The organism is Rhodospirillum sp. A1_3_36, assembly GCF_047263945.1.
GTDB lineage: Bacteria > Pseudomonadota > Alphaproteobacteria > Rhodospirillales > Rhodospirillaceae > Rhodospirillum.
The window spans coordinates 628,526-645,610 of sequence record NZ_JBLAVB010000003.1 but is presented as its reverse complement, the minus strand read 5'-3'; the positions used below and the strand labels follow the sequence as shown (position 1 = coordinate 645,610).

Below are 17,085 nucleotides of genomic sequence, written 5' to 3'. Positions count from 1 at the left end.
TATGGCGCGTAAAAGCCCGCCTGGCGTTTGAACGCAAGAAAAGCGGCCTGGGTTTCAACCCGCGCCGCTTGGTGCCAACCGTTGAGCGCCGGTCATGCACGACCATTTCCAGGATTAACCCGCTGTTTCTGCCTTGGCCCCGGAGTGGGCGGAACCAGAGTGGGCATTGGGGGAAGAGTCGTCCTTTTTTTTGTGCATCCGGCTCTCGATCCCAACAAAGGCAAGGGAAGAGAGGACGACGCCAGCCCCCCCCGCCAGCGTCATCCAGGTGATTTCAGCACCGTAAAAATAGTGATCGGCGGCCAAGGTCAGAATGGGAATGAAGTAGAAGACGTTTCCCACCTGAGAGGCCGCGTGCCGGTTCAACAGATACAGCAGAAGAAGGTTTGCTCCTACGGAGACAACCAGCACCATCCAGGCCGTAGAGAGGATGAAAGGGAAGTCAAGGGTCGCCTGCCAGCCCGCCAGGAGAAGGCAAACGGTAAAGACCACGACGGATCCCAGGTACTGCCAGATGATCGACTGGGCGATGGGAAGCCCCAGATCTTTTTGGAGCGCGGTTCCAATGGTGATCCCCACCAAAGCCACAACCCCAAAAGCGATACCCCAAAGAGATGCCGTGGAGGTATCCCTTGTTCCCAAGACGGCCAAGACCAGCCCCATGAAACCGAGAAGCAGAAGACCCTTCCCGGCCGTCGAAACGGCTTCCCGCGCCACCCAGGGCATGAGCAGGGGCTGGGCGCCCAAAATAATGGTCAGGACACCCGGCGACAGCCCATGGGCGATCGCCAAAAAATAGGCGCCCTGGTATCCGGCCTGCAACATCAGACCGATACCCGAGGCCTTGAGGACAACCCGGAGGGGCAAGGTCAGGGCCACCCTCAGGTCCCTCGGGTATCGCAGGGAAAGAACAATGAGCAGAACAAGGGTGGCACCAGCCGCGCGGAGGAACAGGAAGGTCCAGACGGATGCGCTCATTAAGCCAAGCTTGACGAAAATCGCCCCACTACTCCACATCAGCAGGAAGAGCACTGGAGCGAGTACGGACATAGTCTGTCCTCACGCCCAGGAATTGACATCGAAGCGTTCGTTGAGGGAGCGGTGTTCGGTCAGGTATCGACGGAGCTGAACAGCCTTGTCCTTGATAGCGGTATCCGCAATGCGTTCCGCTGCCGCGATAAGCCAATCATAGCATTCGCAAATACCGACATCGCGATTGAAGTGGTATTTGGAAGTCGCGAACAACAAGTCTTTGAAGGTTTGACGGCTCAAGAGGCTCGACAGGGCGGCCACCACATCGTCCTTCTCGGATGGCGACATCGAGCCGCGCTCGATATAAAGGGGGTCCACTTCTGGCGTGAAAGGAGCCTCTGGTTTAAGGATATCAAGGTCGTCGAACGGGCCATCAAAGACAAAGTCAAAACAGAGAAACTGTCGACTCTTCGACGAGAAATTGACTGCCGCATGGTCAACTCCGGCATCCAAATACCAGAGTTCTCCCGCTCGCATTTGAAATACCCCGCTGGGATCCGAATGAAAAGCATCGCCGTTCTGCTCGAGGGAAACGAAAATCCGGAAATACTGACGTTTCGGGTCCAGCTCGACAAAGTCTCGGTGCGGAACGACCATGCCAGCGATGAGGTTGCGAGCCCGCACCATCCGAAGGTGATCAGGCCGGAAGCAAGTTTCAATCAAACGCTGTATTTCCGGGCACTTTCCCAGGTAACTCGTTGGCCGCGCATGATCGGCATTCCGATACTGACTGTCTGAGGATATTCCAGAACTATTTATTAATGAAATATTTTTCCAATATCCTTGGGCGAACTCGTCATACTCTTCATTTTCTTTTGGAAGATCGTTCAAGTATTCGATCTCGGATGCCAGATCGAATTTGGAAAGGTCAATTTTCCCCAACATGCGAGAACTCATGATATTATCTCCCTTGTCATGTTTTAAGAGCCCGAAAATTACCGGCCTCAAGAAAAAATGGCCAATGAGTAATATCAATAATTGGCATTGGATACATTAATGCGTGGCATTTCATCAAAATGCTCTGAAAGGTCCTGGAGGAAGGGGACGAGACCCGCGGCATCAGCGGGCTCCATCTCGCGGAGACTGAAGTAGGTTCCGACATAGTCACGGAAGCAGTGAACATGCTCGTTCCGGGATCCCGCTTTCCAAGCCATGGAAAGATGACTGTTGCCAAGCGAAGGAAGACCTTTACCGGAATAGGGCCGGACACCTAAGGACGCAACGACCGAGCGGGGAAGAGCGGTGATCGCGATACCCGCCCTGACTGTGGCCATCACTCCGGCGGAATAGGCGCTTTCCGAAACAATATCGAAAGCGATGTTCTCGTCATTCAAACGTTTGAGAATAACGGCCCGCTCCACACATCCCTCGCCGAAAAGTGCGAGGGGAAGGGGACCACTTTTGATCTTGAAACCGGGTGCTTGGACCCAGACCAAGGGATCCACGGCAAGGTCATCGCCCTCAATGGCGGGCGGGCGGGCCTGGGCAATTGCCACGTCCAAGCGTCCCTCTTCGAACATCTTCCAAATCGCGGGGCTGTAATCACAGATCACCTCTGTTTGCGACCACCCAACCGTCTTGTGATACTGACCAAGGATATCGGCCAACATCGTGGATGCGTAGATGTCCGATGTTCCAATGACGAGCGTTCTGGCCAATGCCCCAGAGGACAACTTGTCGTAGATCTGATCGTTCATGTCCATTAGTTGGACCGCATGGGGATAGAAGGCCTTACCGAAATCGGTTAATTCAAAACTGTTTTTTCCCCGCTGAAAAAGAGGGTGGTCCATTTGGGTTTCGAGCCTTTGAATCTGCAGGCTGATGGTCGATTGAACCCGATGAAGCCGTTCGGCCGCCTTGGAGACACTTTTAAGCCGTGCAACCATGATAAAGGCGCGCAACAAGGCCAGATCAAAGATTGGACTTTCCGACGGCATGGCTGGTTTCCCTCCCGGGCCTTGTCTCTTCCCCCGGCGTCCTGATCCCGAGGTCCATTCAATTTTTGCCGAATTCTTCTGCTCTATCCATGACGGTATTGCCCATCTTGACGGATGCCCTTTGGCGCCGGAGCGGGTTTATCGGACCTCGGTGACGGAATTCACCTGGATGAAATCCTCCACGGCTTCGACATCGTTTATGCCCAGCAATGGACCGGAGCGACCTCTGGTCAATCGGGGCCGCGGGAGAGGTTGCTCGCCACCGCCAGGATCGACGGGTCATTGGGGTATGGGCCGATTCTTTTGGCCAGGGTACACGACAGGGGGTATTTTCCCGTCACGGGGCTTTTCCCCGTCCCCCACTGGAGCCGAAAGGCCCCAGACTCCGGGCTCATATTTATAAAAGAGAAAAGGGGGTTTGGGGGCATTGGCTCCCAAATGGGCTTGGGCAATCGTCCAAAAAACACGAGACACTGTCGTATACCGTGCTTCTTGGCTCAACTTGGCCTCGAAGGGCCCCTAAAACCCTCCACCAGTACCAGACCCACCTGAGAAAGGGATCTCTCCCTCCCCCCGGTGGGCGCCCATTATGCCGCCGTTTCCCTCCGCATCCTTCGTCGACGGGTCGCGCGCTGGGTCATGGCCGATAGCCGGGCCGCAGCGGCTTCCAGATAAAGGACCTCCTTGGTACCATCGGGCCAGCGCAGGGTTACTGTGCCGTCCACGGTCTCCCGGGCGCCCACGGCGGCCACCACCGGGATGCCAAGGGAGACGGAATCCGCCACCTTCCGCGCCAAACTCTCCGACCGGACATCGACCGAGGCCCGCAGACCTGCGGCCTTGAATCGGTCCGCCACCTCCTGCGCGGCCCTTTGCTGGTCCGGACCGACCGCAGCCACCAACACCTGATCCGGTGCCAGCCAGAAGGGCAGTTGCCCCTTGTGGTGCTCCAGCAGAATAGCCAGGAAACGCTCCAGGCTTCCCAAGACCGCGTGGTGGATCAGAACCGGGCGATGACGGTCTCCATCCGGCCCGATATAGGCGCTCTCAAACCGCTCGGGCAGGTTCATGTCGATCTGCACCGTGCCACACTGCCAGCGCCGCCCCATGCGGTCGGACAGAATGAACTCCAGTTTGGGTCCGTAAAAAGCGCCCTCCCCCGGCTGAAGAACGGGATCGAGCCCGGCAGCAGCCGCAGCAGCGGCGAGCAGGGCTTCGGCTGTATCCCAGTCGGCCTCCGAACCCACGCGAACCTCCGGACGGGTCGACAGGCCCACGACGACGTCATCGAAGCCAAGCTCGGCCAAGACCCGAAGGATCAGCCCACATACCCGTGTCACCTCCCCCGCCACCTGATCCGGGGCGCAAAAGACATGGGCGTCGTCCTGGGTGAAGGCCCGCCCCCGCAGCAACCCCAACAGGGCACCCGAAGGTTCGTCCCGATGGCAAAGGCCGAATTCAGCCAAGCGAAGGGGCAAGTCCCGGTGTGAGCGCACCCGAGCGCCAAAGACCCGCATATGGCCGGGACAGCTCATGGGCTTCAGGGCAAGGTCGCGGCTGTCCGCCAGTTCCCCCTCCGCATTACGGATCCCATCGGCTCCCAGAGTCTTCCCCCCGGCGATGCGAAACATGCCGTCGGCGAAGGCGTCCCAATGGCCACTGGTTTCCCACAGGCTCCGGTTCAAGACCTGAGGGGTCCGGATCTCGGCATAGCCTGCCGCGCGCATATGATCGCGGACGAAGCCTTCCAGTTCCTGGAAAAGGGTCAGACCCCGGGGCAGCCAAAAGGCAGCGCCTGGGGAATCCGCATGAAACAGGAACAGGTCCTGCCGTTGTCCGATAGTCCGGTGATCGTAGGCATCCATAGCCCAAGCTCCGAGTTCTGGCCCTTTGGGCGGTCCGGAGAGGGTCTGGGAAAGTAAGAGGATCCCGTTTTGCCCCATCCGTTCGCCGGATGGGCCGTGGGGTGATCCCTGTCTTTGGTGTTGTCTCTTGTCAGACGGTACCAGACACGACGCAGCCCCACGACCCATTTCCATGGGTCACGGTGGTCCAATTGGCTTTATAAGCCGGCCGGGGTGCTGCTTGTGTCATTGGCAAAGGCTATCGCGCCCGATCCCATCCGTCAACGGACAGATGATGAGAAGATATTGCGCCCCCTGAAAAGCAATCATAAAATGTTATTTTTCCAACGGAATCTCCCTAAGAGCTTCCACGCGAGAGAAGCATCAATGACGCTAACCGACCACAAGGCAAAAAACGGGAACCGGATGGATGGGGACCAAGCCTCCCCGGGATCCTGCCGAGTCCCCCCACCCTTGCCCTGGCATGAAATCCTCGCGGGCAGCGGGTTAACCCTGCATGCCCCCCTGGGTCCGACGCTGGACGCGGAGATCCTCCAGAGGGAATTTGCCCAAGTGGATCAGATGGTAGAGATGGGAAATAGAGAATTTTTCAACCATGACGGAAGTTGGTCAGGGATCACCCTGATCGATCGGGCATCCGCCAATGGCGGCCCTGGCATTGACCGTCCCACTCTGGCCCTCATGCCATTTCTGGCCCGATATATTGCCGAGTCAGGTTGGCATGTTCTCGGGTGTTCCCTGATGCGACTTCCACCCGGCGGAGTACTGGCTTGGCATTATGAACGGCAGAGCCCCCTGTTCGCGGAAAGTCGCCTGATCCTTCCCATCCACGCGCCGTCGGGCGCAGCCACACTGATTGCCGATATGGAGATCGCCTACCCTGCGGGGCAGACTTGGATTGGTGACTTCTCTTTCCCCCACCAAGTGGAAAATCACTCGGATACCCAACGGATCGTCGTCGCAATCGACGTGAAGAACACCCCAGCCTTCCTGAACAGCCTCCCTCCCGAGCTTATCGATCAGCCCCAAAAACGCCAAGCCTTGGCCCAGGACGCGATAAATGCATTGCTCTCCTGGTGGGCCATTAACCCGACACAGCAACGGGCTTACCCCCCTCCGGATAAGACACAATCGTCCGCACGCTAGATCAAACCACCCTAAACCGAAATCAGTTGAGGGTGGTTTGATCTAGACTCATAGGGTTATACCAAGCGGCGCGGGTTGAAACCCACACCGCTTTTCTTGCGTTCAAACGCCACGCGGGCTTTTACGCGCCATAAGGCGCGGCGGCCACTTGGCCGCTTCCAAGGTGCGGTGAGGCAAACTCACCGCACCTTGGTATTAGAGCATCGAGTGAAGCGAAAACCGACGCCCACTTTTCCGCTCTACCCAGCAATGCAAAACAGAAAAAGGCGCCCCTTATCGGGGGCGCCTTTCTTCTTGTCCGATAGGGACAAATCGCTGGGATCAGCGCTTGTCCATGGGCACGAAGTCCCGGTGGTCCGAACCGGTGAACAGCTGACGGGGACGACCGATCTTCTGGTCGGGATCCTCGATCATTTCCTTCCACTGGCTGATCCAGCCCACGGTCCGCGCGAGAGCGAACAGGCAGGTGAACATGGACACGGGAATACCCATCGCCTTGAAGATGATGCCCGAATAGAAGTCAACGTTCGGGTAGAGTTTCTTCTCGATGAAGTAGTCGTCTTCCAGCGCGTATTTTTCCAAGCGCAGGGCGATCTCGAGCAAGGGATCGTTCTCGATACCCAGTTCGGCCAGCACTTCTTTACAAGTCTCGGCCATGATCTTGGCGCGCGGATCGTAGTTCTTGTAGACCCGGTGGCCGAAGCCCATCAGACGGAACGGATCATTCTTGTCCTTCGCCTTATTGACGAATTCGTCAACGCGATCCGGAGTGCCGATCTCGTTCAGCATCTTCAGAACCGCTTCGTTGGCACCACCATGGGCCGGCCCCCACAGCGAGGCAATACCAGCAGCGATACAGGCGAAGGGGTTGGCGCCCGAGGAGCCGGCCAAACGCACCGTCGAGGTGGACGCGTTTTGCTCGTGATCGGCGTGCAGGATCAGGATCCGGTCCATGGCGCGGGCCAGGACAGGGCTGACCACATAGTCCTCGCAGGGCGTGGAAAACATCATGTGCAGAAAGTTCTCAGCGTAGGTGAGATTATTCCGCGGGTACATGAAGGGTTGACCCTGGCTGTACTTGAAGGCCCAGGCGGCGATGGTCGGCATCTTGGCGACCAGCCGATGCTGGGCGATCATCCGTTGGGTCGGATCGTGTATGTCCAGGCTGTCATGGTAGAAAGCGGACAGGGCACCAACCGCACCGCACATGATGGCCATCGGGTGGGCATCGCGGCGGAACCCATCGTAGAACTTGTGAAGCTGCTCGTGCACCATGGTGTGGTAGGTGAGCGTCTTCTCGAAGTCCTTCAGTTCGGTTTCGTTCGGCAGCTCACCGCGCAGCAGCAGGTAAGCCACTTCCGGGAACTTGCATTTGGTCGCCAGATCGGAAATGTGGTAACCCCGGTGCAGCAGCACACCCGCATCACCATCGATATAAGTGATGGCCGAAGAGCAAGACCCTGTGGAGGTATACCCCGGGTCATAGGTGAACATACCGGTGTCGGCATAGAACTTGCGAATGTCCACGACGTCGGGACCAACGCTACCGCTCAGAACCGGATATTCCCAAGTCTTTCCGGTTTGGTTATCGGTAAAGGTCACCGTTTTCTTGGCGTCCGTCATAGGCTATTCCCCCTTGCTATTGAGAATGTGGAAGGGTCCAGCGGGCATCCGTGGAACATTGATTGTGTGCTGCACAATACACTAAGCCCCAACTCCGCGATTAGATTTTTCTTAATCCTCGCAACCCACCTTAAATTTCAGCATTTTGGGCATCCGATATGCGGCCCAGGGTTTCTTCCCGGCCCAGGATCTCCATCACCTCGAAAATCGGCGGCGATACAGTACTCCCGGTCAGCGCCGCCCGGATGGGTTGGGCGACCTTGCCTAGCTTGACATCCTTTTCCTCGGAGAGCTGACGGGCCAGAGCCTCCAGGGTCTCTCTATCCCAGGACTCGTGCGAAGCCAGTTTTTCCGCGAGGGTGCCTAGCATGGCTTTGCCCTCCTCGTCGAGCGACTTCAACGCCTTGGGAGTCATGGACAGGGGCCGGTCAGCCACATAAAACTCCGCCAGTTCAAGCAGTTCCACAACCGTCTTTGCGCGCTCTTTCAAGCCCGCCATCCCCTGCGTCAGGCGGCGAATTTCATCCTCAGCAAGACCTTTGTCGCGCTTGACGGCGATTCGCGCCGCCAACAGGTCCACCAACTGCCCGTCCTCGGCCTCGCGCATGTAATGGCCGTTCAGTGCGGTCAGCTTCTGCATATCGAAACGCGCCGGAGAGCGTCCGACACCGGCCAGGGAAAACCATTCTTTGGCCTGTTCGGTGGAGAAGATTTCGTCATCCCCATGGGCCCATCCCAGGCGGACAAGATAGTTGCGCATGGCCGCAGGCAGGAACCCCATGTCCCGGTAAGCCTCGGCCCCCAGCGCCCCATGGCGCTTGGACAGCTTGGCGCCATCGGGGCCGTGGATCAGGGGAATATGGGCGAAGACCGGCGGCTCCCAACCCAGGGCCAAATACAGTTGGGTCTGGCGGAAGGCATTGGTCAGATGGTCGTCACCGCGAATGACATGGGTGATGCCCATGTCATGGTCGTCGACCACGACGGAGAGCATGTAGGTGGGTGTGCCATCGGCTCGCAACAGGATCATGTCGTCCAACTGGGCATTGGCCACGGTGACCGCGCCCTGGACTTCGTCGGTGATGGTTGTTTCGCCGTCCCGGGGCGCCTTCATACGGACCACGAAGGGCGCGCCCTCCGGGGCCTCCGATGGATCCCGGTCGCGCCACCGGCCATCGTAGCCCGGCGGCAGGCCTTTGGCCTTGGCCTCTTCGCGCATGGCGGTCAGTTCTTCGGGCGTGCAAAAACACTTATAGGCCAAACCCTTCTCCAACAGGGACCGGGCGGCTTCGGCATGGCGGTCGGCCCGGGCGAACTGGAAGGTCGGCTCTTCGTCCCAATCCAGGCCCAACCAGGTCAAACCATCGAAGATGGCCTCAACGGCCTCGGTGGTGGACCGCTTCCGATCCGTATCCTCGATCCGCAGCAGGAAACGCCCACCATGGTGACGGGCGAACAACCAGTTAAACAGGGCGGTACGGGCACCGCCGATGTGCAAAAAGCCGGTCGGAGAGGGAGCGAAACGGGTAACGACGGTCATGGTGCTACTCTATTGGTGGTGGTCGCCCCGAGAGAGGCGGAATTAGAAGGCCCAAAACCGCGCCACACGTGTATGATCGCGCTTAACGGGAATGCCGCGGTGGCCCGGCGGTGCCGGTGTATCGCCCCGGCGGTGCCGGTATGTAGCATGGCCGGTCGGTAGCATGGAATGCGAAAGGGTGAACAGCGCGGCCTTTTCCACCATTCATCCAGCATGGACCGAGCTGGAAAAGACCTGAAGGACGGGGCGGGCGAAGCGAGAACACATGGGCTATCTAGGTCGCAAAGGGCGTCAGGTAAAGGGGGGGAGTGGCTGGTCCACCATCGACTTCGCCCAAGAAACCGAGCAGGAGTTCGAGGAAGACGCCAGACCGGGCCTCCTCGCCCACCCCTTCCTCGTCGAGCGGACCCAATGGGGCCTTTGGCTCGCGGTCGCCCTGGGCAGCGGGGTGGCCCTCTACTTCTCCCTCCCTTCCGAACCGACGACCTGGATCGCGCCGGTTGTTCTGGCCTGTTGCGTGGTTCTGGCCCGAAGCTCCCTGGGGGACGGTAGCAGGGCACTGCTCTGGGGCCTCGCGGCCCTTGCCGCCGGTGTCTCCCTGGCCCAAGGGTGGAGCCAATCCGTCGCCGCCCCGATCCTCCACCGCCCCCTGGGTCCCCTGACCATTGAGGGGCGGGTCCGCGCCGTGGAACCCCTCGATCGGGGATGGCGGGTGATCCTCGACAGCCTGGCCTTGGAAGATCTCTCCCCCAGCCGGACGCCCGAACGGATCCGCATCCGCCTCCAGGCCGAGGAAACCGGAGGCGCTTCCCCGAAACCCGGAAGCCGCCTATCGGTCCCAGGAAAGCTTCTGCCCCCACCCGAACCCGTGGCACCGGGGGCTTTCGACTTCGCCCGCCGCCTTTGGTTCGAGCACATTGGCGCCGTTGGCTATGCCCTGGGTCCCATCACCCCCATCGCCCCCGCTCCGGCCTCCTTTGGCGACCGCCTGACTCTGGCCGTGCAGGCCTTTCGCTCCCTTGTCTCCGCCCGCCTGATGGCAGCGGAGCCCGAGCAAAACGGCCCCCTGCTCGCTGCCCTGCTGGTGGGGGAGCGGCGCGCCGTTCCCGAGCCCATACAGGAGGATCTGCGGGCCTCGGGCCTCGCCCACCTGTTGGCGATCTCCGGACTGCATATGTCCATGGTCGGCGGACTTCTCTTCCTTTTGGTGCGAGGAGGATTGGCCCTTTGGCCCCGGGTGGCCCTGACCCTCCCCATCAAAAAGATCGCGGCAGCGACGGCTCTCTTGGGCTGCCTGGGGTATCTGGGGCTTTCCGGGGCCAATATCCCGGCCCAAAGGGCCTTTATTATGACCGGTCTTGTCTTCCTGGCGATCCTGGTGGACCGCACAGCGCTATCCATGCGCACCGTCGCACTCGCAGCAACCCTGGTCCTGGCCCTCGCCCCCTGGAGCCTGCTCGGCCCAAGCTTTCAGATGTCCTTCGCCGCCGTGATCGCCCTGGTCGCCTCCTACGAAGCGCTTTGGCCTCGGCTGGGCGGTTGGCGGGCAGAGCGCGGTGGTGGCCTCGGCCCTGCAGCGCTGGCCTATCTGGCAGGTGTGACCTTCACCACCCTGGTGGCGAGTGCGGCGACCCTGCCCTATGCCGCCTTTCATTTCCACCGGATCGCGCCCTATGGCTTGGCCGCAAACCTGATTGCCGTGCCGCTCATGGGCTTTTGGGTCATGCCTTGGGCCCTGGTTACCCTGACCCTTTTGCCCCTGGGGCTGGAGCATTGGGGAGTCTGGATGGCTGGTTGGGGGCTGGAAGGCATCCTCGCCAGCGCCCATTGGGTGGCGGAATGGGAGGGAGCCACCCAATCCGTCCCCGCCGGACCGGCCTGGGGCCTGGGGCTGGCGACTCTGGGGGGCCTGTGGCTCTGCCTGTGGAAGCGGACATGGCGACTACTGGGCCTCCTCCCCCTGGTCCTGGGGCTAACGGTGCCCTGGTGGGTACCCCAACCCGATGTCCTCGTCAGCCGAGGCGGCAAACTGATCGCCGTCCGAACCGAGTCCGGAGGCCTGCTGTTCAGCGATCCGCACAAAGACCGGTTCACCCGCTCGGTCTGGGAGGAGTCCTATGGGACATCAGCCGGTTTCTTTCCAGACCGGGGAACGACAGCCGACCGGCGGTTGGACTGCGGAAGCGGCGGCTGCATTTATACCCTGAACGGGCAGCGGGTGGCGCTCCCCAACAACGACGCCACAGCCTGGAGAGCCGCCTGGACCACCGATGTGGTCATCGTCACGGGCCGGGAGTCTCCCCAAGGTCCGGCCCTGATCATCGACAACCGCGCGCTCTGGCGAGAAGGCGCCCATGCCCTCTGGCTCGGAGGCGACGGCGCCATTCGGGTCGACACCGTCGCCCGCCAAAGGGGGAACCGCCCCTGGGCTGGGGGGCCTTAGGGCGGAATGAGGAAAAGTGGGCTCCGATTTTCCGTCCTCATTCCGCTCTCACCACGTGATCTAACAGGGTGCGAAAAACCTATTTTAGCCGTCATTCCCGCGAACGCGGGATTGACGATTTTGCAGACGGGGAGACTGCTCAGGCTTTTTCCACAACCTGCTCAATGCGCCTCCGACACCCCCCTATCGGCCTGGGAACAGACGAGGGCGTGGAAGGCCCGGGCTGCGGGGGAGAGAGTGCGACCCGTGGCCCAGACCAGACCAATCCGCCGGATCATCGATGGGCTTCCCAGCGACCGGATCACCAGCTCTGGGCGCCCCAGGACCGGCAGGGTCATCGTGGGCAAGGCCGTCACCCCCAGGCCCGCAGCAACCAGAGCCCCCGCCGTGGTCAGATGGGATACCTCGAACCGGGCATGGAGCATCCCTCCCGTCTGGGCGACCGCCGCTTCGGTCAGGGCGCGCACACTGGTCCCCCGGGCCATGGCGATGAAGGGATACCCCAACAGCTCCATCCAGGAATAGGCCCGGTCCTCGGCCAGGAACTCGGGCGTGCCCAGGGCAACGAAGGGATCCTGGAACAGGGGACGGAAGGAGAGGCGATCCGAACTATCCATCATCCCCGCAGTGAACCCCAGATCGGCCCGCCCCTCGGACACGGCGGAGACGACACCGTCTGAGAGAGAGTCCTCGATGTGGATCTCCACATCGGGATGGTCCCGCGTGAACCGGGCCACCAGGGAGGGCAGGACCCCCGCCGTCACCGAGGGCAATCCCGCCAAGGTCACCCGCCCCCGGGCTGCCTCCAGAAAACCCGTAAACTCCCGCATCGCGTCCTCGGTTTCCCCCAGGATACGGGTCGCCGCTCGACGCAGAGCCACCCCCTGGGGGGTAAGCGCAACATTCCGTGTGTCTCGATCAAACAGCCGGGCGCCGACCCGGCCCTCAATCCTCGCCACCATGCGACTGAGGGCTGGTCCAGAGAGTCCCACGTCCTCGGCGACGACCCCAAATCCCCGCGCCTCGGCGAGGCGCAGGAAGACCTGAAGCTCGAACAGATCTAGATTAATGCGTTTCATGCAGCAATTATTGATATACATTCACTTCACGCACAAGTCTGCTTTGACGATCATGGATCCCGGATCGACCTCGGTCCCAAAAGCAATCAAGGCTCAAGCAATCAAGCCCAAACAATCAAGACTGACCTGCCCAAAGGGCGGGCGGCATCCAATGGAACACGGAGAAACGTCCCATGAAACTGACCGGCGCCCCTCTGGGCAAAGCCCTTTTGTGCGGCCTGACTGCAGCCTTGATCGCGACCCCGGCCCTCGCCGCCGACAAACTGCTGATCGGCTCGACATCGGGTTCCTCCAGCCACTACGGCTATTTCGTCGCCGTCGGCAAGCTGATCAACGACAGCGTCAAGGATGTGGAGGCCTCCGTCGTGGAGACCGGCGCAACCCTGGACAACCTGCGGCGCTTGGAGCGCGATCAAATCGACCTTGGTCTTGTGACCACCAACGTGGCCCAGCATGCGGTTTCCGGAACCGGTAAGTTCGAAGGCCATCCCATCGACCTGCGCCTGCTGTGGGTCTACACCGGGGCGCCCCAGAACGTGGTGGCCCGGGCCGATGCGGGGCTGTCCAGTCTTGCGGACCTGACCGGCAAGCGCTTCAACCCCGGTATTCGCGGTTCGGCCACGGAAAGCACGACCGAAGCGGTTTTCGCCAAACTGGGCATCACGCCGGACTACGTGCGGGGCTCCACCTCCGATATTGTCAACATGATCAAAGACAATCGGTTGAACGGCTATGTGAAGTCCGGCTCCGGTCAACGGCTGGACGCCTCCACCATCGACATCGCCACCTTCACCGATATCAACATCCTCTCCCTGACCCCGGACCAAGTCGCGACCCTGAAGGCCGAGATGCCCGATATTTCCGTTGTCGACATCCCGGCGGGTGCGGGCGAGGGCATCCCCGCCTATACCACCTGGAGCTTCGGCGTGGGAGCGGCGACCACTCCGGAAATGGACGAGGAAACCGCCTACCAGATCGTCAAGGCGGTGATGGAAGATAAGTCGGCTCAAGCGGCGGCCATGGCCAGTCTGAAGGGCGCCGATCTGGCACAGTTGACACTGACCTATGGTACCATTCCCCTGCACCCGGGCGCGGTGCGTTACTTCAAGGAACAGGGACTGGATATTCCCGACCGCCTTCTGCCGCCCGCGAAGTAACGCCCCCAAAGACCCGCTCCGGGAGGATTCCATCCAATGTTGAACCGACTTGCCACGGCGCTTGCGCTGGGGATGGGCGGCTTTGTCTTCTACACGACAGCCACTGGCCCCTTCGAGGCCCTCGTCCAGCGCGCCCTTTTCCTCGCCCTGGTCGTCTGCCTCGGCCTGACCCTCTATCCCCTGGGCAAGAGCAAATCCTGGCGTCCCCTCGGAGCGGCCCTCGACCTGACCGCCGCCGCCGTCACCCTGGCGGCCTGTGGTTATATCATCGTCCATTACCAGACCATCATGAACAGCCTGCCCTGGGCCACCACCCTGGACATGGTCCTGACCGCCGGACTGGTGGTCACCGTCCTGGAACTGGGACGCCGCGCCGTCGGCCTGTTCTTCCCGGCCCTGGTCGGCCTCGGGCTGGCCTATGCCCTGTTCGGCAACCTTCTGCCCGGCCGCCTGGGCCACCGGGGTTTCGACATGGGCTTTGTCACGGAAACCCTGTTCCTCGGGGACCTCGGGATTTGGGGCATGCTCATGGGCGTAGCCGCGACGGTCATTTCCGCCTTCGTCCTGTTCGGAGCCATGTTACTCCATACCGGAGGGGGCCAGGCCTTCATGAACCTCGCCATGCGTCTGGGTGGCAAAAGCCCCGGCGGCGCGGCCAAGATTGCGACAATTGCCTCGGGTCTCTTTGGGATGGTCAGCGGCAGCGCCGTGGCTAATGTGGCCACCACCGGCAATCTGACCATCCCCCTGATGCGGCGTTTGGGCTACCCCGCCCCCTTCGCCGGAGCCGTGGAGGCCGTCGCCTCCACCGGTGGGCAGATCGCCCCACCGATCATGGGGGCTGCGGCCTTTGTCATGGCCGAGATCCTGAACGTCAGCTATGTGACCGTCATGGTCGGCGCCATTTTACCCGCCCTCCTCTTCTACCTGTCCGTTTTCATCACCGTGCATTTCGTCGCCCTCAGGCGGAATCTGGCCACCGTCCCCGAGGAGGACATGCCCTCCTGGGCCGAGATCGCCGCCCCCCGCCACGTGCTCCCCACACTCGCGGCCCTCGTCGGCCTGTTTCTGGGGATCATCCTCGGACGGTCCATCGGAACCTCGGCGTTCTATGGCATTGTCGGCCTTCTGGTGGCCTTCCTGGGCACCAATTGGGGCCGCTTGACACCCCGGGAGATGGTCGAGAAAGTCCTCGACGGGCTGACCGACGCGGGCAAGGGGCTGGTCATCATCGGCGTCATGCTGGCGGGCGCTCAGATCCTGGTGTCCATGATCAACCTCACCGGCGTGGGCGTGGTCCTCTCCTCCATGATCGTCTCCTTGGCCGGGGATTCTACTCTTCTGGTGGCCATCATCGTTGCCCTGGTCTGCCTGATCATGGGCATGGGCCTGCCGACCACGGCGGCCTATGTGCTGGTTGCTGCCGTCCTCGCTCCAGCCATGACAGGCATGGGGATCGACCCTCTCACGGCCCATCTGTTCGTCTTCTACTACGCCACCATCTCGGTCATCACCCCGCCCGTCTGCATCGCTGTCTTCGTCGGTGCGGGCATCGCCAACGCCCATTGGGTCCCAACGGCGGGAGAAGCGGTGCGCCTGGGCGCCATCACCTATGTGGTTCCCTTTCTCATGCTCCTCTACCCGGGCATGACCGGACAAGGGGGCGCGCTGGCCATTCTCGATGCCGCCCTGACCGGCCTGATCCTGGTGGTCACCCTGCCTGCCCTGTTGAGCGGCCAGCCCCTCTTCGGCAAGCGGCTTCTGGACGGCGCCCTGTATCTGGCGATCATGACCCTCGCCATCCTGCCCCATTGGGCCGCCCCCCTGGCCGCTGCGGTCCCGCTGGCCTATGCCATCACCGTCTGGCGCCGCCAGGGCACGGCGCCCGCACCGATTCTGCAAGGAGACCGGGCATGAGATCCCTGCGCCTGGGGGCAGGAGCCGGGTTCTCCGGCGACCGGATCGACAGCGCCGTGGAATTGGCCGAAAATGGCGCCCTCGACTATCTGGTCTTTGAATGCTTGGCCGAGCGCACCATCGCCATTGCCCAGCAGGCCAAGCGAACCGACCCCACTTCCGGATACGATCCTCTCTTGAAGGCCCGCATGGAGGCGATCCTGCCCGTCCGCGCGAACAAGGGCTTCCGAATTGTCACCAACATGGGCGCCGCCAATCCCCAAGCCGCCGCCGAAGCCGTGGCCGAGGTTGCCCGGAGCCTTGGTCTCCAAGGTCTGCGCATCGCAACCGTCACCGGCGACGATGTGCTCGCGGAAATCCTCCGGGACGACCAAAGGGGCGGCCATCGGGTACTTGAGACCGGAGCTCTGCTGACGGAGACAAGCGGCACCATCATTTCCGCCAATGCCTATCTTGGCGCGGCGCCCATCGTGGCGGCGCTTGAGACCGGCGCCGATGTGGTGATCACGGGGCGGGCCGCGGATCCGGCCCTCTTCCTCGCCCCCCTGATCCATGAATTCGGTTGGGCCATGGATGATTGGACCCGCCTGGGCCGGGGGACCCTGGTCGGCCATCTTCTGGAATGTGCGGGCCAGATCACCGGCGGGTATTTCGCCGATCCCGGCCACAAGGATGTGCCCGATATGGCGCGCTTGGGCATGCCCATCGGCATTGTCTCCGAAACCGGCGAGGTGGTCATCACCAAGACCCAGGGATCGGGAGGACGAGTCACCCCGGCCACCTGCAAGGAACAACTCCTCTACGAGATCCACGACCCGACCCGCTACCTGCAACCCGACGTAATCGCCGACTTCTCCGGCGTCCGGGTGGACACCCTGGGACCGGACGAGGTGCGCCTCTCCGGCGCCAACGGCACCCCCTGCACCGGCCAGCTCAAGGTCTCCGTCGGACTGGTCGAGGGCTGGGTGGGGGAAGGCCAGATCTCCTACGCGGGTCCCGGAGCCGTTGCCCGGGGGCGTCTCGCCCTGGAGATTTTGCGCGAACGCATGGACTTGTTGGCCATCCCCTGTTCAGAGGTCAGGGGAGACCTGATCGGTCTCGACTCCGTATTGGGGAGCCCTCGGCCGGACCGAGAGGATCCCTTCGAGGTCCGGGTTCGCTTCGCCGCGCGCACAAACAGCCCAGAGGACGCCCGCCGGGTCGCCCGCGAAGTCGATGCCCTCTACCTCAATGGGCCAGCCGGTGGCGGTGGCGTGGTCCATGGGGTGCGGGAGGTCATTGGCATCCTCTCCATCCTGATCCCAGAGGACCGGGTGCACCCCCATATCCACTTCCTGGAGGCCTGA

12 protein-coding genes are annotated in these 17,085 nt (G+C 61.6%); 5 read left to right on the top strand and 7 right to left on the bottom strand.

Translation table 11 applies throughout. The features are described 5' to 3' along the window. Positions 1–114: 114 nt before the first annotated feature. The 4 genes from ACLIRY_RS10495 to thrS form a co-directional block, all read right to left on the bottom strand. Complete coding sequence (locus ACLIRY_RS10495) at positions 115–1,050, bottom strand: DMT family transporter (protein WP_413205320.1); 936 nt, start codon at positions 1,048–1,050, stop codon at positions 115–117. Between the two features lie 9 nt (positions 1,051–1,059). Further along, positions 1,060–1,929 carry an aspartyl/asparaginyl beta-hydroxylase domain-containing protein gene (locus ACLIRY_RS10490; protein WP_413205319.1) on the bottom strand — a complete coding sequence of 290 codons (870 nt, stop codon included), beginning with the start codon at positions 1,927–1,929 and terminating at the stop codon, positions 1,060–1,062. A gap of 74 nt (positions 1,930–2,003) precedes the next feature. Further along, positions 2,004–2,969 (bottom strand): LysR family transcriptional regulator, encoded by a 966-nt coding sequence (locus tag ACLIRY_RS10485; RefSeq protein ID WP_413205318.1) that lies wholly within the window; start codon positions 2,967–2,969, stop codon positions 2,004–2,006. Between the two features lie 587 nt (positions 2,970–3,556). Beyond that, the gene (gene thrS / locus ACLIRY_RS10480) at positions 3,557–4,834 is read right to left on the bottom strand and encodes a threonine--tRNA ligase (RefSeq protein ID WP_413205317.1); all 1,278 of its coding nucleotides are present in this window, start codon (positions 4,832–4,834) and stop codon (positions 3,557–3,559) included. 366 nt (positions 4,835–5,200) lie between these two features. On the opposite strand from thrS, the gene ACLIRY_RS10475 reads away from it, so the two are divergent. Beyond that, positions 5,201–5,980: an aspartyl/asparaginyl beta-hydroxylase domain-containing protein gene (locus ACLIRY_RS10475; RefSeq protein WP_413205316.1), complete on the top strand. Its 780-nt coding sequence runs from the start codon at positions 5,201–5,203 to the stop codon at positions 5,978–5,980. Between the two features lie 321 nt (positions 5,981–6,301). On the opposite strand, the gene gltA is transcribed toward ACLIRY_RS10475, so the two are convergent. Both gltA and gltX read right to left on the bottom strand, forming a co-directional pair. Beyond that, positions 6,302–7,603, bottom strand: a complete 1,302-nt coding sequence (gene gltA / locus ACLIRY_RS10470; protein ID WP_413205315.1) for a citrate synthase — start codon at positions 7,601–7,603, stop codon at positions 6,302–6,304. 130 nt (positions 7,604–7,733) lie between these two features. Then, on the bottom strand, positions 7,734–9,143 hold the full coding sequence (gene gltX / locus ACLIRY_RS10465; RefSeq protein ID WP_413205314.1) for a glutamate--tRNA ligase: 1,410 nt from the start codon (positions 9,141–9,143) through the stop codon (positions 7,734–7,736). A 265-nt stretch (positions 9,144–9,408) separates the two neighbouring features. On the opposite strand from gltX, the gene ACLIRY_RS10460 reads away from it, so the two are divergent. Beyond that, positions 9,409–11,586 carry a ComEC/Rec2 family competence protein gene (locus ACLIRY_RS10460; RefSeq protein WP_413205313.1) on the top strand — a complete coding sequence of 726 codons (2,178 nt, stop codon included), beginning with the start codon at positions 9,409–9,411 and terminating at the stop codon, positions 11,584–11,586. Positions 11,587–11,747: 161 nt separating this feature from the next. Here ACLIRY_RS10460 and ACLIRY_RS10455 read toward each other — a convergent pair whose 3' ends face one another. Next, positions 11,748–12,665, bottom strand: a complete 918-nt coding sequence (locus tag ACLIRY_RS10455; protein WP_413205312.1) for a LysR family transcriptional regulator — start codon at positions 12,663–12,665, stop codon at positions 11,748–11,750. Positions 12,666–12,838: 173 nt separating this feature from the next. Between ACLIRY_RS10455 and ACLIRY_RS10450 the strand changes: the two genes are divergently transcribed. The 3 genes from ACLIRY_RS10450 to ACLIRY_RS10440 are packed head-to-tail and all read left to right on the top strand — an operon-like array spanning position 12,839 to position 17,085. Further along, positions 12,839–13,822 carry a TAXI family TRAP transporter solute-binding subunit gene (locus ACLIRY_RS10450; RefSeq protein WP_413205311.1) on the top strand — a complete coding sequence of 328 codons (984 nt, stop codon included), beginning with the start codon at positions 12,839–12,841 and terminating at the stop codon, positions 13,820–13,822. Between the two features lie 36 nt (positions 13,823–13,858). Then, positions 13,859–15,739: a TRAP transporter permease gene (locus ACLIRY_RS10445; RefSeq protein ID WP_413205310.1), complete on the top strand. Its 1,881-nt coding sequence runs from the start codon at positions 13,859–13,861 to the stop codon at positions 15,737–15,739. Continuing rightward, a complete protein-coding gene (locus tag ACLIRY_RS10440) occupies positions 15,736–17,085 on the top strand; it encodes an acyclic terpene utilization AtuA family protein (RefSeq protein WP_413205309.1) in 1,350 nt (449 codons plus the stop codon). Before ACLIRY_RS10445 ends, ACLIRY_RS10440 begins: the two co-directional genes overlap by 4 nt.